The 19,847-nt window shown below is 71.4% G+C and carries 15 protein-coding genes; 7 read left to right on the plus strand and 8 right to left on the minus strand.

Features of this window, described 5'->3' with window-relative positions:
* The first annotated feature begins 457 nt into the window (after window positions 1-457).
* The 7 genes from V6U82_RS29145 to V6U82_RS29175 all read left to right on the plus strand — a co-directional run bounded on the left by V6U82_RS29145 (window position 458) and on the right by V6U82_RS29175 (window position 9,573).
* A complete protein-coding gene (locus V6U82_RS29145; protein WP_334466945.1) occupies window positions 458-1,288 on the plus strand; it encodes a hypothetical protein in 831 nt (276 codons plus the stop codon).
* 2,424 nt (window positions 1,289-3,712) lie between these two features.
* A complete protein-coding gene (rfbA, locus tag V6U82_RS29150; protein WP_047892297.1) occupies window positions 3,713-4,600 on the plus strand; it encodes a glucose-1-phosphate thymidylyltransferase RfbA in 888 nt (295 codons plus the stop codon).
* A complete protein-coding gene (locus tag V6U82_RS29155; RefSeq protein WP_047892296.1) occupies window positions 4,597-5,199 on the plus strand; it encodes a dTDP-4-dehydrorhamnose 3,5-epimerase family protein in 603 nt (200 codons plus the stop codon). Before rfbA ends, V6U82_RS29155 begins: the two co-directional genes overlap by 4 nt.
* Window positions 5,200-5,394: 195 nt before the next feature.
* Window positions 5,395-6,546, plus strand: a complete 1,152-nt coding sequence (locus tag V6U82_RS29160) for a DegT/DnrJ/EryC1/StrS family aminotransferase (RefSeq protein ID WP_047892295.1) — start codon at window positions 5,395-5,397, stop codon at window positions 6,544-6,546.
* A 10-nt stretch (window positions 6,547-6,556) separates the two neighbouring features.
* Complete coding sequence (locus V6U82_RS29165) at window positions 6,557-7,585, plus strand: hypothetical protein (protein ID WP_161801632.1); 1,029 nt, start codon at window positions 6,557-6,559, stop codon at window positions 7,583-7,585.
* A gap of 6 nt (window positions 7,586-7,591) precedes the next feature.
* Window positions 7,592-8,749, plus strand: a complete 1,158-nt coding sequence (locus V6U82_RS29170) for a DegT/DnrJ/EryC1/StrS family aminotransferase (RefSeq protein ID WP_047892293.1) — start codon at window positions 7,592-7,594, stop codon at window positions 8,747-8,749.
* A complete protein-coding gene (locus tag V6U82_RS29175) occupies window positions 8,746-9,573 on the plus strand; it encodes an HAD family hydrolase (protein ID WP_047892292.1) in 828 nt (275 codons plus the stop codon). The genes V6U82_RS29170 and V6U82_RS29175 overlap by 4 nt, the downstream gene beginning before the upstream one ends.
* Here the strand turns inward: V6U82_RS29175 and V6U82_RS29180 are convergent.
* The 8 genes from V6U82_RS29180 to V6U82_RS29215 all read right to left on the minus strand — a co-directional run bounded on the left by V6U82_RS29180 (window position 9,540) and on the right by V6U82_RS29215 (window position 19,801).
* The gene (locus V6U82_RS29180) at window positions 9,540-10,385 is read right to left on the minus strand and encodes a glycosyltransferase family 2 protein (protein ID WP_053065401.1); all 846 of its coding nucleotides are present in this window, start codon (window positions 10,383-10,385) and stop codon (window positions 9,540-9,542) included. The genes V6U82_RS29175 and V6U82_RS29180 overlap by 34 nt on opposite strands.
* Before the next feature lie 10 nt (window positions 10,386-10,395).
* Entirely contained in the window at window positions 10,396-11,481 is a 1,086-nt protein-coding gene (locus tag V6U82_RS29185) for a glycosyltransferase (RefSeq protein WP_047892291.1), read from the minus strand.
* Between the two features lie 40 nt (window positions 11,482-11,521).
* Entirely contained in the window at window positions 11,522-12,595 is a 1,074-nt protein-coding gene (locus tag V6U82_RS29190) for a hypothetical protein (RefSeq protein WP_047892290.1), read from the minus strand.
* Window positions 12,592-14,235, minus strand: a complete 1,644-nt coding sequence (locus V6U82_RS29195; protein ID WP_047892289.1) for a carbamoyltransferase C-terminal domain-containing protein — start codon at window positions 14,233-14,235, stop codon at window positions 12,592-12,594. Before V6U82_RS29195 ends, V6U82_RS29190 begins: the two co-directional genes overlap by 4 nt.
* A 96-nt stretch (window positions 14,236-14,331) precedes the next feature.
* On the minus strand, window positions 14,332-15,000 hold the full coding sequence (locus V6U82_RS29200; protein ID WP_047892288.1) for a hypothetical protein: 669 nt from the start codon (window positions 14,998-15,000) through the stop codon (window positions 14,332-14,334).
* On the minus strand, window positions 14,991-16,115 hold the full coding sequence (locus V6U82_RS29205) for a glycosyltransferase family 2 protein (RefSeq protein ID WP_047892287.1): 1,125 nt from the start codon (window positions 16,113-16,115) through the stop codon (window positions 14,991-14,993). Before V6U82_RS29205 ends, V6U82_RS29200 begins: the two co-directional genes overlap by 10 nt.
* Before the next feature lie 60 nt (window positions 16,116-16,175).
* Window positions 16,176-17,960 carry an ABC transporter ATP-binding protein gene (locus V6U82_RS29210; RefSeq protein ID WP_053065400.1) on the minus strand — a complete coding sequence of 595 codons (1,785 nt, stop codon included), beginning with the start codon at window positions 17,958-17,960 and terminating at the stop codon, window positions 16,176-16,178.
* A complete protein-coding gene (locus tag V6U82_RS29215) occupies window positions 17,957-19,801 on the minus strand; it encodes an ATP-binding cassette domain-containing protein (protein ID WP_047892286.1) in 1,845 nt (614 codons plus the stop codon). The genes V6U82_RS29210 and V6U82_RS29215 overlap by 4 nt, the downstream gene beginning before the upstream one ends.
* Between the last annotated feature and the right edge of the window lie 46 nt (window positions 19,802-19,847).

A 19,847-nucleotide genomic window follows, 5' to 3' on the forward strand; every position in this document is an offset into this window, starting at 1 on the left:
CCCTACCAACCACGCCCCACCAGCCCCGTCCCCGCTTGACGAAACCCATAGGGACACCCCCCCGCTGCGCCTCCTCCTGCCTGGCCTTCGCTGCCTCTCGGACTGCCAGTCGAGGCACGGATGGCCTCCCCTATCCGATCGTCCTGGCCGAACATCCCGATCCCTCGCGAACCGGGGCGGCGGACTAGCGGGGCCGGCATACCCCCACGGACCACCTGAACCCCTGCCAATCGGTCGCTTGCCTGGATCGCACAGCAGGCGCTGTCCGGAGGTCTGCTCGACCAGCGGCACCCCCGGAATACAGCTGATTCGCTGTCGCGTCGACCGACCGCTGAGCCGTTTGACACCTCGGCACACGGGTAGACCGCGACCTGGTCCGAGGGGTGGGCCGAGGATCGGAGCCACAGATGGTGGGCTTCGTCCGGTCCGCATGCAGGCGAGGCCCGAGGGGTGCGGGATGGCCGAACCGGAGAGCCGGGACAGCAACGCACGGGAGTCGCCCGCGCAACCGTGCGACCACATCGATCCGCAGCGCAACGCCGAGGAGGGCCCAGAAGTCTCGGTTCGGGGCCAAGACCTCGGTGGCAGCGACGGGCCAACGAATGCAGGGCCGAGCAGATACTTCGCCGTACAGCGTGGTGAACACGACCTGCCCCGGCCGACCGGCGGACGCAGCAGCAAGACGATGTCAGACCCGGACGTCGTCCTCCAGATCCCGCAGGCCAAAATCGATCAGATCCACGTCGAGGTCGACAACCTCGTCGCCTCCGTCTCCCTACGAGCCCGACTGGGTAGCCTGCTGCAGCTCGACGTGGGCGTCCAGGCGCAGCTCGGCACGGTGAAGATCGACATTAAGGGCGTCGAGGCGGAGGCGATGCTCGAGGTTCGACTCGACGAACTCCGCGGCATCCTCGACAGCGCCCTCCACACCATCGAACGCAACCCTCAGATCATCGAGTCGCTGGTCAAGACCGTGGACACCGCCGCGAACCAGGTCGGACAGACAGCTCAGCAGGCGGTCGGGCCACAGGGGCCACTAGCTCGGACACTCGACCACGTGGGGCAGACGGCGCAGGAGGCACTGGGTCCTGAAGGACCGCTCTCGCAGACGCTGCAACAGACCACCCGACAACTGGCTCAGAACCAAGGGGTGTCAGCTGGTGGCCTGGGCGGATCTCCTGCCCGAGCAGCCTGGCAACGGATGAAGAGGATTGTCAACAGCAGCCAGCCGCTGAGGCAGATCACGGCGCGCCTGGTAGGACCGCAGGGGCAACAGCAGCAGGGCTGAGCGACATCCGTCTGGCGCATGGAGTCTGTGTCAAGTCCTCGGCCGAGCAAGTCGGAGATCAACCCCGATGGCGGTCGCCGTCTGGGCCCGCCGCCCGCCGGCCAGTGGCTTCGACCCGACCTGGAACTAGCACGTCACTTGGCGAGCCGGATGCGATCGACGGATCGCCACGCACCGCACAATCGGCCTGCGGACGCCCTAGCCCGCGCAGTCGATTGGCGGCCTGCTCTCGTCGACCTCGAAGAGGTCGGCATCCTTTACGAGCCGTCGCGCGAAAGCATGGGCTCGCAGGCACCGGGTATCCCCGGGCATGGGAAGCCAACAGCGCAACAAGCATGACAGCGGTGGCGAGTCGGCGCGGGGCCGCCGGCACGCGGGCAGCGGAGCACGGGGCCGGCAGGGGGCCACTGTGGAGCACTCGCCGAATCAGCGGCACGAGCGCACCGCGACCGGACCAGCCGGCACCGAGCGCGACCATAGCCGGTCGAAGGTGGCCCGCGAGGGGCGGGTCAACCGCCAAGGTACGGCCTGACGCTCCTGGACCAGGCCTACACCGGCACGCCCACCGCGGCCGCCAGGAGGGGCCGACGCAACCACAATCACCGAGTACGACGTCAACCGGCCCGCTACCGGGCGGTACTCGATGCTGGCGTCGACCCGCCCGTCGTCGCCCGTTGGATCGCCGAAGGCCCAGGCAGAACATCAGCGCGCCGACCGGCACCAGCACACGCCATTCCAAGAGAAGACCAACACCCCTGCCCACTACAGCGACGAGCAGATCGCGCCCACACCTCCCACGCCGATCGCGCCGGGCAGCGCGTAACAGGCGTATCGACGGACACTTGTGTCTCGGACCTCACCCTGAATCTCGACACGCCCAGCCCTGCGCGGGTCTACGACTACTTCCTCGGCGGGTCGCAGAACTTCGCCGCGGGGGCCCTTGCGGTGCCCGGCGAGGGGATCCGCCAGGCCGATCTCCGAGGAGGGTCGGGGTTCGGGGCCGGTCCCCGAGGTCTTCCGATCGGGTCGTCCCTCAGCATGGACGGCTGGCCCGGCCGCTGCCGGCCCACGGTCGCCAGCAGGCCAGTGCCGGGTCGGCGCGGCCCACTTGCGGGCCGTTTTGATCCAGAGAACGAGCGATTCGGCAGCCGTCCCGGCTGAACACTTCAGACTTGACCGTCGGTCAAGGAGCGCTACCGGGCGGTGCACTTGACCGGCGTGGTCCCCAGAACGCGAAAAAGGGCCGACCCGATATCCGGATCAGCCCTCTGACCTGCGTCGGGACGGCCGGATTCGAACCGACGACCCCTTGGTAACGGAAAGTAGCCGAAGTGGGCTTGTCATTACTTGCCTGAGATGGTCGTTGAGCTGCAAGGACGTCGCTAATGCCTCACCGGCTCTTGTCACTCTTCGCCAAGAATTGGCTTGGGTTTTCGGGGGGTAAACGGGGGGTCGAAGGTTGAGCGTCCGCCACGCCTGACCGTCTATCAACCGGTCCTGCCAGCTTTATAGATCGTGTACCGACCGGACTTGCGGCAGCCCGTCCTCGGTCAACACGATCGTCACCGGAACCTCACGCGGTGACGATCGCTCGGCCGTCTCGCGCAAGCTGCGGTGCGCGGGACATTCGCACGATGGCTGCAGCGGGTCAGGGCACCCGACGAGGGCAGACATCAGCCGCTGGACCCCGTCGACGTCGACCGGCCACGACCAGTCCATGTCCCACGGCTCCTCCCACGGCGGGTGGAAGCAATCGTGATCAAAGCGCACCAGAAGACCAGCACCACACTCCGGGCAGGCCACCACCCTGCTCCAGCGATAGTTGACCTGGTGCCCCGAGGCACCGTGCGGGACACCCCAACTGCTAATGAGCACAACCGTGCGCTGATCCGCCCGACACACGACACAGATGCCCATGGCCGCCCCTCCCCTGCCGCACGCCCGCAACCACACCGTAGAAATCGACGACTGGACCGCCCCGGATCTTGTAGAAATCCCCGGGGCGGTTCCGCCTGCTGCCGAGCACATTGGTAGAGACGAACTGTCGCGCGCCTGCGATGAACGGTCCACGTGGGACTCTGCCGCCAAGTGCACGAGGGTCTTGACCCGCCACGGCGTCGTCCACCACACGCGGATCGCAGATGTCAGCGCACGAAGCGCAGTCTCAGGTCGTTCAACACCGGGACAAGGTTGCCCGAGTAAGTCAGCTTATCAAGGACGGTCAACATGTCGGGCGCCGGCAGCTGACCGTCCGCAACGCCATGGACCAGCCGCCCAACTGCATACGCACGTACGCGGAGCGATGAAGCCGGCACCGCCGGCAACAAGGATCCTCAAAAGTCCGTGACCTTAAGTCGCGAAGGCGTTCCGCGCACAGCATCCGGGGGTCGGCGCCAGGCGACAGTGACCCGTAAAATCCGTGTGATGCGCGGAATCATCCTGGCCGGGGGTACCGGTTCCCGGCTCTGGCCCATCACCAGAGCAGCCTCGAAGCAGCTTATGCCGGTGTACGACAAGCCGCTGATCTACTATCCGCTGTCCACACTGGTCGTGGCCGGTATCCGAGAGATCCTCGTCGTCACGACCCCGCAGGATCGGGGCCAGTTCGAGCGCCTGCTGGGCGACGGCAGCCAGTTCGGGCTCAACCTACGCTACCTCAGCCAGGACCGGCCGGAGGGAATCGCCCACTCCCTAGTCATCGGCGCGGACTTCATCGGCGACGACTCGGTGGCGCTGATCCTCGGTGACAACATCTTCCATGGTGTTGGTCTGGGCCGGCAGTTGGCCGCTTACCGCGACCCAGTCGGTGGTCGGGTCTTCGCCTACCCAGTGGCGAACCCCGAGGCGTACGGGGTGATCGAGTTCGACGACGACGGACGGGTGCTGTCGATCGAGGAGAAGCCGACACGCCCGAAGTCCCGGTACGTGGTTCCCGGGCTCTACTTCTACGACAACCGGGTGGTCGACATCGTCCGCAAGATCGCCCCCAGCGCACGTGGGGAACTGGAAATCACCGACGTCAACGAGGTCTACCGGGAGATGGGGGAACTGTCCGTCACGGTGCTCGACCGGGGTATCGCCTGGCTCGACACCGGCACCTTCCCGTCCCTCATGCAGGCCGCCGACTTCGTTCAGGTCATCGAGGAGCGCCAGGGCATGAAGATCGGCTGCATCGAGGAGGTCGCCTGGCGGGCCGGCCTGATCACCGACACGCAGCTGCGGGCGCTAGCCGAGCCTCTGATCCCCAGCGGCTACGGCGAATACCTGCTGCGACTGCTGCCCGCACAGCCGAGTAAGCAGGTCGCGCGGTGAAGATCCAACCGCTGAGCATCGAGGGAGCCTGGACGGTCGAGCCGGAACAGCACACCGACTCCCGCGGGGTGTTCCTCGAGTGGTACCGCGCCGACCGACTCGCCGAGGTGACGGGCCACGAGTTCCACATAGCCCAGGCCAACCTGTCGGTCTCCGCGCGCGGCGTGGTGCGCGGCATCCACTTCGCCGACGTCCCACCGGGGCAGGCCAAGTACGTCATCTGCGTCCGGGGCGCCGTCCTCGACGTCGTGGTGGACCTGCGCGTCGGCTCACCGACATATGGCCGCTGGGAGGCCGTCCCGCTGAACGACGTCCAACGGCGGGGGGTATACCTCGGCGATGGGCTCGGCCACGGCTTCTGCGCGCTCACCGACGACGCCGTGGTGAGCTACCTCTGCTCCACCAGCTACGACCCGACGCGGGAGCACGCGGTGCACCCGTTCGACGAGGAGCTCGGCATAGACTGGCTGGTCGACACGCCCTCGGCCTCCGCGCGCGACGCCGCCGCCCCCACCCTCGCCCGGTTGCGCGAGGCCGGGTTGCTGCCCCGCTACGACCGGTGCCGACCGGCCGGGGCCATCCCGCCCGATGCCGGCTGACAACCCGGGACGCGGTGTCCCGCACCGTTCCCAAGTGGACCACTTCCGGCATGTGTGACAGGTTAGGGATGCGGTGATCGCAACGCCCTCAGTGGTGAGTAGTGGGAGGAGACGGTTCGACAGCGGGGCCACCGCGACCCGCGCCACGCGGCCCCGAGCGGTCGCGCCCAGCCATGTCGCTGATGAGGAGATCGGATGCAGCAAGCCTGGAGGACGCAGGCACGCCCGTATCTCGGGAGTACCGAGCAGGCGGCGGTTCAACGCGCCATGTCCAGTCCCATCCTCGGACGCTCGCCGGAGACGGAGCGCTTCGAACAACGCCTGGGTGAGCTGCTGGACAACCCGTACGCGGTGGCGGTCAGCTCCGGCACTATGGCCCTCTACCTGGCCGTGGCGTCCTGCATCAGCCCGGGGCAGGAGGTGCTGGTCCCGTCGTACACCTTCTGCGCCACCGTGCAGGCGGTGCTCGCGGCGGGCGGGGTGCCGCGCTTCGTCGACGTCGACCCGCAGACCCTGGCCGCCGGTCCCCGGGAGTTCCTCGCCCGGTGGACCGACCGGACCAGGGCGGTCGTTCCGGTGTTCTTCGCGGGGGCCGCGACCGACCTGTCGGGCCTCGACGAGGTCGCCGCGTCCTCGGGCGCGACGGTGGTGGTGGACGCCGCGCACGCGTTCGGCACCCGGGACGTGGGGAACGGCGAGCACCTGACCTGCTTCAGCTTCGACCCCATCAAGAACATCACCACCGGCGACGGAGGGGCCGTCATGGCCCGCGACGAGGCGGAGTACCGCAGGCTCATGAGCATGCAGATGCTCGGTATCTCCGAGCAGCGCCAGGAGCAGCGGTGGGGCGTCATCGGCTACGAGGTGACCTCCTTCGGCTTCCGGTCGCACCTGCAATCGATCAACGCAGCCATCGGCCTAGCCCAGCTCGATCGTTTCGCGGACATCCGGGCCCGCCGGCAGTCCCTCTGGCAGCAGTACGCCGAGGCGCTCCGGGGGACGGACGAGGTCCAGATCGTGCCGGTCGACATCTCGCGCACGGTCCCATTCAACTTCGTCGTCATGGTCCCGGGCCGGGACCGGGTCCACGCCCGCCTGCGGGACCAGGGGATCGGGGTCGCCGTCCACTACCCGCCGAACCACCGCCAGCCAGCCTTCCGTCAGTACCATGACGGACCCCTGCCCGTGACCGAGCGGGTGTGGGAGCGGGTGCTCAGCCTTCCCTTCCACCCTGCGATGGACGCGAACGACGTCGACCACGTCGTGACCGCGCTGCGTGCCGCCCTGCCGTCGCACCGTCCGCGTACGCAGACCCTCCCGATGGTCCGATCCGCCGGAGGCGCCTGAAATGCAGTCCGTGGCACCATCCCCCACGCCCGTCCGGGCGATCCACGTCGACTGGACGGCGCCCCGCCTGTCCCAGGGCGACGACCGGACGTCGCTGCACCAGTCGTCACCGCTCGGCCGGCTCGCGGACGCGGTCCTGCGGCTGCACGGTATCCTCGCGTGGCGACGCCTGGGCCCTGCCGGCGCCCGCGCGGAACTCGTCACCGACACCGCCGGTGCCGAGGAGGCCGACCGGGCCGGGCACCTCGACTGGTACGACGGGTACTCCACGGAGCTCGACGACCTCGGGGAGCTGAACCTCGACCCGCCGCGTTTCTTCAGCGCCGGCAAGTTCTACGCGTTGTCCCGCACCGACACCGACACGGTTGTCCAGGACCTGGACTTCTACCTCCGGGACCGGCCCCCGCGCCCCGGGCCGGACGACGTCACGCTCACCCACGACGAGCTGCGCGAGGCCGCGGTGTACCCGAAGCTGTCGGACCTGTGCCAGGACCTCGACTGCACCAACCGCTTCCAGCCGTACGACGACGTGGACACCCTGCCCGGGAACACCTCGTTCCTGTGGGCGGGCAGCGTGGCGATGGCGCGGCTCATCGGTCGGACATCGCTGGACTTCTGCCTCGCGCACCCCGACTCCCTGCCCCGCTGGGACGGCGACTCGATCGGCGTGCTGCTCTGGGCGGAGCAGTGGCTCACCCCGGCCCTCACGCTGCTCAACGGCGGTCGGGTGCACCGGCTGACCACCTCGATCTGGGACACCCGGATCTCGGAGTGGACCGACGACGCGCCGCGCAGCGAGTACTACCACCACACCTGGATCCAGCAGAAGGCGCTCGCCCAGCAGTTCCCCGAGCTGCGCGTGGCGTACTGCTGGTACCTGCTGTCCGACCTGATGGCCCGGTGCCCCGGGGCGATCGACACCATCGACAACATGTCCCTGACGTCGCAGGAACGCCAACTCGTCGACCATGTCGCGCGGGTGGACGACCCCACCCGGATGTGGCTGGACGTGTCGGCGGCGCAGGCCTTCGGAAAGTAGCGTCTGATGACTGACTCCGCCCACCGCACGGCCGTACGCCCCGGCCCCGACCCCTCGGCCACGGCCCGTGTCCCCGCGGGCCGGCTGCCGGCGGACGAGGCATGGCGGCACGACATCGCCCGAGGCGTCGAGCGGGTGGTGGCGAGTGGCCGCTTCACGCAGGGCGCCGAGGTCGCCGCCTTCGAGGAGGAGCTGGCCGCGTACACGGGGGTCCGACACGCGCTCTGCGTGAGCAGCGGCACGGCGGCGTTGCAGGCGATCTACGAGGCGCTGGGGCTGCGGCGGCCCGCCGTACCGGTCAACACCTTCGCGGCCACCGCCACCGCGGCGGTACGGGCCGGCGGGACGCCCGTCCTCGCCCCCGTCGACGCGAACCTGCTGCTGTCCGGGGCCTGGGACCTGCCGTCCGACCTCGATGCCGTCGTCGTGGTGCACGTGGGCGGCATGCTGCCGCGCGACCTCGCGGACCTGCGGGAGACCTGCCGCACCCGCGGGATGGCGCTCGTCGAGGACGCCGCGCACGCGCTGGGCAGCACGGCCGACGGGACGCACGTAGGCGCCCTCGGCGATGCCGCCGCCGTCTCGTTCTATCCCACCAAGATCGTCACCGCCGGCGAGGGCGGGGCGATCCTGACCGACCGCGACGACGTCGCCGAGTCCGTACGGATGCTGCGCGACCAGGGGAAGGTTTCGTCGGGCTCCAACATCGTGGGCGCCGTCGGGGCCAACTGGCGCATGTCGGAGTTCCACGCCGCGGTGGGCCGGGTGTCCCTGCGGCGGCTGGAGGACGGGATCGCCCGCAAACGGGAGGTCGCCGCCGATCTCGACCGCGTCTTCGCCACCTGCGGCGGAATCTCCGTCGCCGAGGAGCCGTCGGAGCACCGGTGGAACCGGCACCGGTACGTCGTCTCCTTCGACGACCAGCAGTCCCGGGCCGACTTCGAGGCGCGCCTGGCGGCACGGCACATCTCCTGCCCGCCCGCGGTCTTTACGCCCTTCCTACACCGCCAGCCCGCGCTGCTGCCGCACGTCGACGCGGGCCACCTCCCGCCCGACGCCGGCCAGTGGCAGGACCGGCACCTGTGCCTGCCGGTGCACGCCGACCTGACCGAGGCGGAACACCATCACCTGCTGGACGTGGTCACCCGCTTGGCGTCGGGTTGACCGCGGGAGATCTCGCGGCGATCGTCGAACCGGGCCTGTTCACCGGGCGGGCCGGCAGGGACGCGGCGCTGAAGCCGGCCGAGGGCCCGTGCCGCCGGCACTGGCGCGGCGTGCTCGCCCTGGACTTCGGCGGCACCATCGCGTTCGAGGCCGACCAGGACGGGCTGCACCGGGCCCGCCGGCGGCACGGCGTCACGGCCGCCGCACGATGGGGTGTCGCCCCCGCGCCGGCCGGGGCCGCCTGGGAACAGGCCGTGCGGACCATGCGGACCGTGGAGCGCAGCGGGGTCCCCGTCTCGGCCCGGTGGCTCGTCGAGGAGTTTCAGCGGATCCTGGGCGTCGACCCGGACCCGTCGGACACGGACGACCTCGTGGGTGTCGTGCTGTCACCTCCCGACCATCCCCAACAGCTGCGCCCGCGCGCCTCGATCGCCACCCAGCTGCGGCGACGGTGTGACCTCGGGCTGCCGCCGGCGGGAATCATCAGCAACACCGGGCCGTCCGAGGCGGCCTTCAACCTGGACTGGCTCAGGAAGCAGGAGCTGCTCCGCCTCCTGAGCCCGTCCGGTCTGCTGTTCTCCGACGCCGCGGGGCTCGGCAAGCCCCGGCGAGCCGTCTTCGCAACGCTCGCCGAGGCCATGGGCGTACGGGTCGATCAGATGCTCGTGATGGGCGACGACCGTGAACTCGACGTCGAGGCCGCCCTGCGCGCCGGCTGCGCGGCCTGCCTCGTCGACGCGGACGCCGCCCGGCCCCTGCCCCTCTGCGCGGCGTGCGGCGGCGTCACCCGCTACTCGCCACCCCGGCCGCGTTCCGACGCGTAGCGGTCCCGGGCCCGCCGCAGGCAGTCCTCCAGCTCCGCCTCCGTGTCCGAGGCCGGCAGGTACGGCTCGTCGTCGACGCCCAGGCCCCGGATCCGGGCCAGCACCTTGATGAGATCGGCCTGCGTCTCCTGCACGTCGCCGTGGACGAACGACGCGTTGCCCACGTCGTAGAACTTGCGGAAGGCGACCTCCGACAGGATCGTCAGGAGGCTCACCTCCGACAACCGCAGGAACAGGTCGTAGTCGCTGGCCACGTCGATGCCGCGGCGGTACCCGCCGACGCCGAGGACGACCCGGCGACGCATCATCACCTCGGGGTGGTAGAAGAGGTTCGCGTCCAGCAGGGCTGCCCGGACGTCCTCGCCACCGAGCGTCACCGCCCGCCGCCGCTCCTCGTACGCCTCAGCGCCCCGCCTGCTGTCGGCCGGGTAGCTCGGCGGGAAGACATTCTCCACGAAGCAGCTGACCAGGGACAGCTTCTCGTCGGCGTCGAGCGACTCGACCTGCCGGGCGAACCGCTCGGGCAGGCTCTCGTCGTCCTGGTCCATCCGGGCCACGTAGTCCGACCGGGCGATGCGCAGCGCCTGGTTGAGGGCGTCGCTGATGCCCTGCCCCGTGGCCGGTACGACGGTGCCCGGCATCCCGTGCTCCCGCAGGAGCGTCCGGAGCAGGTCGGCGGACCCGTCCGAGGAGCGGTCGTCGATCGCGACCACCTCGAAGTCGCGCAACGACTGCCGGGCCAGCGAGTCGACGGCGCGAGCGAGCGTGGCGGCGCCGTTGTGCACCGGCATCAGCACCGAAACCGTGGTCATGGTCTCCTCCTCACCGGGCTCCGGCTCGCCGGATCGCCTCGCGGTAGATCGGCGTGTACTCCCGGGCCACCCGGTCCATGTTCAGCTCCCGCTCCGCGCTGCGCCGGCATTCCCGGCGGTCGATCGTGTCCACTCTCTTCACCGCGTAGACCAGGTCGTTGACCGAGTCACAGACGAAGCCCGTGACCTCGTGCCGCACCAGTTCCGGTACGGCGCCGCGGTTGGCCGCGACCACCGGGGTGCCCAGCGCGAGCGCCTCCGCCATGACCCGCCCGAAGGGTTCGGGCCAGCGGATCGGGACCAGCAGGCAGCGGGCGGAGCGCAGCAGTTCCAGTCGGGCGTCGCCCAGCTCGCCCAGGTACTCGAAGGGCGTGTCGGCGTGTTCGCGCCACAGGTCGTCGAGGAACGCCTCGTGCGCCTCCTGCACGGCCGGCGCGGCGTCGAGGACGCGGGGACGGCCGGCGATCCGCAGGGGGATGCCGCTGCGTCGGGCGACCTCTAGGGCGCGGTCGACGCCCTTGCGTCGGGTCAGCTCGCCGACGAAGGCCAGGTGGTCCGAGGCGCCGTCGAGGCGGGGCGTGTACGCCTCCACCAGCACGCCCTCCAGGACGGCGGCGTACCAGGGCAGTTGCGGCGCCTTCGCCCGGGTGGAGGAGCTGTTGGCCACCAGCACAGCCTTCGCCGGCAGCCGCCCCAGCAGCTGCTGCACCTCCGGCTCGCCGGTGTCGGAGTAGACCGAGGCGACCACCCCGACGTCGGCGTCCAAGAGCGTGTCGATCATCGGGTAGCCCCACGGCCCGTGCAGGTGCACGACGTCGAAGCGCTGCCGGATCGCGTCGTCGACGGCCCACCGCAGGTGCGTGGTGTTCGTCGGCCGGTCCCCCGCCTCGTCCTCCTGCAGGTCGCGGGAACGCAGGCTGGGCACGATCGAGGACGTCGTGCAGGCGTCGATGGTCGAGTCGGTGGAGCAGTACAGGTGGGGCGCCGCGCCGGCCCGGGCCTGGACCGAGCAGAGTTCGTGGATCACCCGCTCGATCCCCCCGTACCCGGTCGGGGGGATGGCGCCGTGCACCGGGGCGATGTGGCAGATTCTCATCAGGTCTCCTCGTGCTGTCGCGGGCGTCCGGAGCGGTCGCCTAGGCGGGATGCGTGGCGGCCGGCGCGGTGCCGGACCGGCGGACGACCCGGGGCTGGCCGGCGTCGCGGTGTCCGCCCGCCACCAGCCACTGGTCCTCCGAGCCCGAGGGGAGGAAGCAGTAAGAGCCCTTCAGCGCCAGCGCGTCCACCACCTCGGTGCCGGTCCGCCCGGCACGGACCGGTCCGCCGGGCAGGTCGAGCAGGGCCGTCGCCAGTTCCTCCGTGGACCGGTGGATGGCGTCCACCCGGAGCGCGATGTCCTCGATCGTGTTGACGAAGTGGGCCTGGAGGGCCCGGATCAGCCGCTCGGCCGGTGCGAGGTCCACGTCGAGCCGGGCCAGCTCCGCGGCGACGTCCGGATCGCGGCGGCAGTGGTTCACCCCGTGCACGAGCTCCGCGTGAGTGAGCAGGAAGAACCCCCGCAGGGCCGAGATGGGCCACCACACGGTCCGGCTCCGCCACTCCGGCGCGAGCGTGCTCAGCTCGGCGCCGAGGGTCCGCAGCGACCCGAGCCAGGAGCGGAGCCAGGACGGCAGGGGTTCCGGGTCCACCGGGACCAGGGTGGCGGGCTGCGACAGGGCGTGGCCCAGCTCGTCCCGGTCCACCTCCACCCGGGTCGTCTCGTGGACCTCCGTGTCCCACACCGCCAGCTCGCCGTCCACCGCGTCGAGCAGCAGGACGTGGTCGCGGTAGTGCCGCCTGCCGTAGCGGGAGCTGAGCGGCCAGTGGAACCGGTCCACGTAGGCGACCATCGGCCCGGACAGGCCCTCGGCCGACACCCGGTGGGGTGCCGGCGTCCCGGGTGACCAGGGGAGCTCGTCGTTGGCCAGCTCCACCTCGAGCCCGCGGAACCGGCGCGGTGGCCGGTGGTCGAGCAGGTCGGCGGCGGCCGGCAGGAGAGCGCGGGCGATCGTCGCGTGGTCGCCCGCCCCGGCCCGTGACAGCGCCAGCGCGAGCGCCATCCGGTAGCAGCTCAGGCTGTCGCCCGGCCCGCTGGACGCCAGGGCCGGCAGCCAGTTGGGGTACGGGTTGACCGTCAGCGGCAGCGCGCGCCGCTCGTCCGGCGCGCTCACCGCGGTGCCCGGTCGTGGCGCACCCAGGCGACGCCGTCCAGGACGACCGCGTCCAGCGAGCAGTCCAGGGCGGTCCGAGCGACGTCGTCCAGGGACCGGGCGATGGGCATCCCCCGCACGTTCAGGCTCGTGTTGATGACGACGCCGTGGCCGCGTCGCTCCTTGACGGCCAGCAGCAGTTGCCGCAGCCGGCTCATCGCCGGCTCATCGCCCACGGTCTGCACCCGGGCGGTGTCGTCCACGTGTACGCCGGAGGGGACGAGCTGGGGTGCCACGCAGTCGAGCACCTGGTTCATGTACGTAACCGTCCGGCACCCGCCGAACAGCGCCGGGGTGTCCTCCTCGATCACCACCGGCGCGAACGGGCGCCAGCCCTCCCGCTGCTTGATGGTGTCGTTGAGCCGGTCGCGCGTCCGCTGGTCGAAAGCGCTGGCGAGGATGCTCCGGTGACCGAGGGCCCGCGGCCCCACCTCGGAGCGGCCCTCCGCCCAGCCGATGATCCAGCCGTCGAGCAGCCACCCCGCCACCTGGGTGCTCCACTCCCGGTCGAGGGGGACGCTCCAGTAGCCCGCTGGGGGGTCCCGGTCGACCGCGCCGAGTTCGCTGCCGAGGAAGGGACTGTCCAGGTCGACCCGGGGCGAGCCGAGCGCGAGCAGCGCGGCGCCGAGGCTGCTGCCGGTGTCCCCGACGAACGGCGGGACCCAGTGGTGGCGGTACGGGGAGGACGCCAGCAGCCGGCCGTTGGCCAGGGAGTTCAGGAAGACTCCGCCGGCGCAGGCCACCTCCTCGGCCCGGTGCAGGTCGAAGGAATGGGCGATCAGACGGGCGAGCGCGTCCTCCGCCACCGCCTGCGCGCTGGCAGCGATCTCCAACTGCTGGGGCGAGTAGAACTCGCCGGGCGCCGCCGTCCCGGGGCCGATCGCGGCCACCAGCCGACTGCGGATCTCCCGCTTCAGCTCGTCGGGCGTCCGGTCTTGCCCCCCGTCCAGCTCGAAGGTCACCGGGTCGAAGACCTCCTTGGTCAACAGCTCGACCTGGGTGGGCTGCCCGTACGCGGACAGGCCCATCAGCTTGCCCTCCTTCTCGACGCCGTCCAGACCGAGCCAGTCCGCCACGGCCTCGTACACCAGGCCCAGCGAGTGGGGAAGTCGGCGGCTCCAGAGGGTACGCAGGCCCTGCGGGGTCCGCACGTGGATGCCCGCCGTCTGCACCTCCCCCACCCCGTCGCAGGTCACCCCGGTCGGGTCGGCCGTGGTCGCGGTGCACATCGCGGACGCCGCGTGGGCGGTGTGGTGGCGCACCTCGGCCACGGTGAGGAGATTGGGCAGCCGGGCGGCCAGGGTCCGCACGAGGGTGGCGTACCCGTCGCCGGCCCGGGCGGCGACCGGGTCGGCGCCGGCCCCCGGGGCGCGCAGCAGGTGGTGGGCCTGGATCCGAGGGAAGGTCAGGTGCGTGACGTCGCGGGGTGGCACCGAGAACTCGTCGAGGACCGACCACACCCACTCTGCGGTCGCGGCCCGGGTGCTTCCCTTGACTCCCGAGTACCGCTCCTCCTCGGCGAGGGCGACGATCACCCCGTCCTCGCGGACGATCGCCACCGACACATCATTGCCCAGTGCGTTGACACCGACGCTGTACATGTTCTCCTCCTCCCGGCGCAGCGGCCTCACCCCGGCCGCGAGGGGCGTTCTTCCCGTTCCCGCCGCCCGTCCCGGCGGGAGGTCCACACCAGATCGTCAGGGCGACATCTCCTCGTAGTAGCTGCCGACGGAGAACTCGACGTCCCGGTACATGCTCCGCTGGCTCGACGGCGCGAAGAGCGCCGCCGGCACGACCCGGAAGTCGGTGCTAACGCGGGTGGTGGACGCGGTGCTGATCCGGTTTCCGTGCTCCCAGTTCGCGCCGTCGAAAACGAGCACCTGGCCGGGCTGGCAGGGCACGCACCGGTGCTCCCCGGCCCCTTCGGCGATCTCCATCCAGAGCGCGTTGCTCTCCTCCAAGGGGGTCAGGGGAAGCCAGAAGTTCAGGCCGTTGACGTCGTGCCCGTCCTCCCGGTCCCGGTGCATCCCCCGGACGCCGAGGTTGCCCGGGAACTGCACCCGGAAGTTCGGGATCCGCTGGTACACGACGGGCTCGCCGATGAGCGGCAGCACGAACTCGCGGACGAAGCTCCGGTGCACCTCCCGGAACGAGTCGGAGATCTCGTAGAGGGCCTTGTGCATGTCGGTGTGCTGCTCGGTCCCCCGGCCGAGCAGTGGCGCGGAGAAGTGTCGATCGCCCTGCTCCGGCGGGAAACCGAGGTGCTCGGTCACCACCTGCCGGAACGGCCAGCGGTCCTCGTCGTAGTCGAGGACCAGCGGACCCGGGGCGAGGAGTTTGCTCTTGGCCGTCGGTGCTAGATCCACTCTTCTTCACCTTCCCGGTTCGGGGGCGGTTGCGGGGTGCGGCCGGCGGCCGCAGGGAGGCCGAGCCGTTCGACCGCCTGGACGAAGGCCCGCTCGCGCTCGTCGCGCGAGTCGAGCCGGAGAACGTTCGGGTGCCGCAGCAGGTCGTCCGCCACGAAGACCTGCCGCGTGCGCGCCAGGAACCGCCGACCGGCGTCCGGCGAGACCACCCCGAAGGAGTACGCCATACCGGAGATGTAGTCGGCGTAGAAGCCGATCGGGCTCTTGCGGCTGATGGAGTCCTCGAAGCCGCCCACCGCCAGCTTGCTGAGCTGGTCGACCTGCTCGTCGCCGACGGTGTCGCAGGGCAGCCGCACCTTTCCCGGACGGGAGTCGGCGTACGGGGCGGCCCACTTGAGGTTTAGCACGGCGGCCTCGGGGTTCTGCAGGATGATCTGCGGTCGTCCGCGCACCCGCTTGAGGCGTTGGGCGAGGACCGTCTCCATGCCGTAGTGGGTGCCCCAGGGCAGCGGCGCGAAGCGGCAGCCGGCGGGACGCCACGCGGTGAGGCACAACGCCGCCCCGCACGCGTTCTCGACGTCTCGCCACACGGGGGTGTCGGCGCCGGGGGTCAGCACCTGGTCGAAGCCGTGCCGGGCCCGGCCCCGCTCGACGTCCCACGCGTAGTCCGCGCCGCCGTCCGGCGCGGGGACCGCCAGCGGCGCGGACCGCAGGACCGGAAGCTGGGCCAGCGCGGGCCGCCGGGCCGACAGGGCCGCCGTCAGCAGCTCCAGGCATCGCGTGCTGAGCAGGATCCCGTCGTCGTCGACGAGGAGGACGTGGTCTCCCGGATGCTGCGCCAGCGCCAGGTTGCGCATGTCGTGCAGCTCGGCGCCTCGGGCGAGGGCGTGAACGCGGGCGGGGACGGGCAGGTCGGCGACGGCCCGCCGCAGCGCCCCGGCGGCAGGACCGTCCTTGACCACCACCAGGTGATCGGGCAGCCGGGTCTGGGCGGCGATGCTGTCGAGGACCGCCGACAGCGGCGCGGCCAGCAAGTCGCCGTCCGTCTGGTCGCCCCGGACGGAGGTGCAGATGCAGACGACGAGGCGAGGAGCTGTGCTGTCCCGGTCTCTCATCTCGTTCCCTCCTGTCGGCGCTTATCCGGTGGGCGGTGGGGCGTGCGCCCCCGGCCGCGGCTACGGCGCATAGCCGCGTGCCTGGATGCCGTACAGCTCCGCGTAGGTGCCGCCGAGCCGCAACAGCGCCTCGTGCGTGCCGTCCTCGATGATCCGTCCGCCGTCGACGACGAGGATGCGGTCCGCGCTGCGCACGGTGGAGAAGCGGTGGGTCACCAGGACGGTGATGCCGTCGGCGGCCGAGTCGCTGCGGGCCCGCGCGACGTACGCGTCGAAGATCTCGTTCTCGGTGTGCGCGTCCAGCGCGGCGGTCGGCTCGTCCAGGACCGTCAGCTTCACGTCGGCGCGCATCATGCCGCGGGCCAGCGCGATCCGTTGCCACTGGCCCCCGGACAGGTCCACGCCGCCCGGCCAGCCGGCGCCGAGCTGCGTGTCCAGCCCGTGCGGGAGCCGGGCCACCACCAGATCGGCGCCGCCGTCCGCGCAGGCGCGGGCCACCCGGGCCGCGTCGTCGAGGTGGGGCGGATCGCCCAGTCCCACCGCCTCCCGGGCCGTCAGCTCGGGGCGGGTGTAGTCCTGGAAGGTCGCCGTGACGAGGCGCTGCCAGGCGGCCGGGTCAGCGTCGCTGACGACCGTCCCGTTCACGGCGATCGTGCCTTCCGTCGGCGCGTACAGGCCCAGCAGCAGGTACGCCAGCGTCGACTTGCCGGCGCCGTTCTCGCCGACGACGGCGACCACCGAACCGTCCGGGATGGTCAGGTCGATCCGGTCGAGGGCGCGCCGCGCCGAGCCGGGGTAGCTGAACGACACGCCGTCCAGCCGGATTCCGCCCCGCCGCGCGTCGATCTCGCGGGCCGGGCGCTGATGGTCCCGCCAGTACGCCGACAGGGCCTGAAAGCGCCGGACGAACTGCAGGGTGTCCGCGATGCGGCCGAAGGCGTCTACGACCTGCACCAGTCCCTGCTGGATCTGCCGCGCGGCGACCGCGGCGGCCACCACCACGAAGACCGACGCGGTGCCCTGCATGAGCGAGTAGAGCAACCAGCACAACGTCCCGCCCATGACCAGCGTGGTGGCGAGCCCGTCCTCCAGGACCGTGAGCAGCGCCGACCGGCGTGCCGCGCGCAGCCGGGGCGCCTGCCACGCGTCCAGGCTCGCCCGCAGCCGCCGGACGATCCCCCGCCGCATGCCCAGCACGCGCACCTCCATGCCGTGGTGCGGGTCGAGGCAGAGCTGCCGCAGGTGCCCGGCGCGCCGGCCCGCCTCCGCCGACTCGTCCTCGGCGGCCTGTTGCCAGGAGAGCCGGAGCCGGGCCCCCAGCCAGGACGGGACCACGGCGAGGGTGAGCAGGAGCAGGCGGGGGTCGACCACCGCCGAGACGACGATCAGCACCAGGGCGTTGGCGATCACGTCCAGCGCCTGGATGAGCCCCGACATGCCGCCGCCGAGCCGCCCCTTGTTCTGGTGCAGCACCTGCATCTGGTCGGCGAAGTCGGGATCGTCGAAGTGCGAGATCGTGGGCAGCGACGCGGAGATGCAGGCCAGCCTGCGCTCGAACGCGAAGCTCACCTTCTCCGCCATCGACACGTGGTAGGTGGCGCCGACGCCGCGCAGGACCCAGCCGGCGAACACGCACAGCGCGATGGCGACCAGGGCGATGACGAAACGGGTGTCGTCGCCCTGCTCGATCCCGGCGACCGCGAGGGCGACGAACCACGGCAGGGCGCCGAGCGCGAGCGCCGCGACGGACTGCAGCAGCGAGCGCAGGAAGTCCGGCCGCGCGTGCCGCCAGGCGGTACCGACGAGCAGCCGGAGTGCGTTGATCTGACCGGAGCTGCGGGTCATGCCTCACCTGCCGTGATCTCGTCCCGGAATCGCTTGGCCTGGGTCCGGAACAGTTCGGCGTAGTAGCCGTCCCGGGCGAGCAGCGACTCGTGGCTGCCGTCCTCGACGATCACCCCGTCGCGCAGCACCAGGACCCGGTCGACGTGCCGCACCGCGGAGAGGCGGTGGGTCACCAGCAGGGTGGTGACGTCGCCGACGACGTCGAGCAGGCGTTCGAAGAGTTCGGCCTCCGACCGCGCGTCGAGGGCGGCGGTCGGCTCGTCCAGGACCAGCAGCCCCGACGCCCCGGAGCGGACGGCGAACAGCGCCCGGGCGAGCGCCACGCGCTGCCACTGCCCGCCCGACAGGTCGGTGCCGCCGACGTACGCCGAGGACAACGTCGTGTCCCCGCCAATGTCGTCGCGCCCGGGCAGGCCGCCGAACGCCCGCAGCACCTCGCCCACCAGCTCCGGCTCGGGATCGGCGTCGATATTTCCGAGGGTGATGTTGTCGCGCAGGCCGAGCTCGTAGCGGCCGAACCGTTGGAACACCGCGGCCACCCGGTGCCCGCCCGGGCTCAGCACCTCGCCGCCGCGGCGCAGCTCGACCTGCCCGGCCGTCGGCGCGGACAGCCCGCACACCAGCCTGATCAGGGTCGACTTCCCGGCACCGTTGGCCCCGACGACGGCGACCGACTGGCCGGCCGGGATGTGGACGGTCACGTCGTGCAGCACGGTGTCGTGCCCGGGGTAGGCGAAGGACACGCCGTCGAACGCGACGGCGACCGGCCCCGATCCGGCGACGGGCCGGTCGGCGACGGCCGTGGCGGCCATGGCCCAGGGGCTCTGCTCCAGGCGGTTGAGCAGGCGCAGCGCCGTGCTGGCCCGTGCCATGTCGTAGCCCTGGAGCCCGAACTCCCCGAAGAGCGCCATCAGCAGCAACGCCTGCAGGTAGACCGCGACCGCCGCTGCGCCGACGCGCCCGTGGCGGACGTCCAGCGCCAGCCAACCGAGCACCAGGCCGTACGCGATCAGCACGTACGTGCCGAGCAGCACGGTCCGCAGCGACTGGCTGCGGACCGCCCAGACGGTCCGCATGGCGGCCGTCCAGACCCGGTTGATCCGGTCGTCCATCCAGGGCAGCCAGTGGAAGAGACGGACCTCCTTGGCGGCGGGCCGGGTCATGAGCAGGTCGCGCAGGTACCCCGCCTGTCGCCGCTCGTCGCCCATCGCCTGGGTGAACATCTCGTAGACGACCTCGAACCAGCGCCGCACCTCGGACGCCATCAGGCCGAGCGCGCACAGCACGACCACCGGCGCCCACCAGTGCCACGACAGCAGGACCGCACCGGCGAACAACCCGGTGAGCCGCGTGGTGACCAGGGTGACGGTGGCGTCCACCGAGCGTTCGAAGACGCCCTCACGATGGTGTTCGGCGGCGGCGAGCAGCTCTGCGGAGACGGCGGGATCCTCCAGGTGCGCGATGCCGTCCCCACCCATGCCCAGCATGGCCAGGCGCAGCAGCGAGGCGGACTGGACCGCCCGCGCGAGGTGCGCCGTGGCGATCCTGAGCAGGCCGGTCAGGACACTGAGCGCGAACCCGGCGACGAGGAAGAGCGCGACCGCCTGCCAGGCGCCGCGCGCCTCCGGCGACGACCACCCGGCCCCGCTCGCCCGCGGGAGGGCGGCCACCACCCGCCCGATGGCGATCAGGACGACGCTCGGTCCGGCGGTGACCGCCAGGCTCAGCACCCCCACCACGAGCGTCCACCCGGGCGCGCTGGCCCAGAACGTACGCAGGAGGACACCCGCTTCGGAGGCGCGCGTCACCCAGGCCCGGGTGGCAGCGGCGATCGCGGTCATGGGTCGGCTCCAAGGTGGGTTGACGGCGGTCACGTGGTGCGGGCGG

This window comes from Micromonospora sp. CPCC 205554 (assembly GCF_036902745.1).
GTDB lineage: Bacteria > Actinomycetota > Actinomycetes > Mycobacteriales > Micromonosporaceae > Micromonospora > Micromonospora tulbaghiae.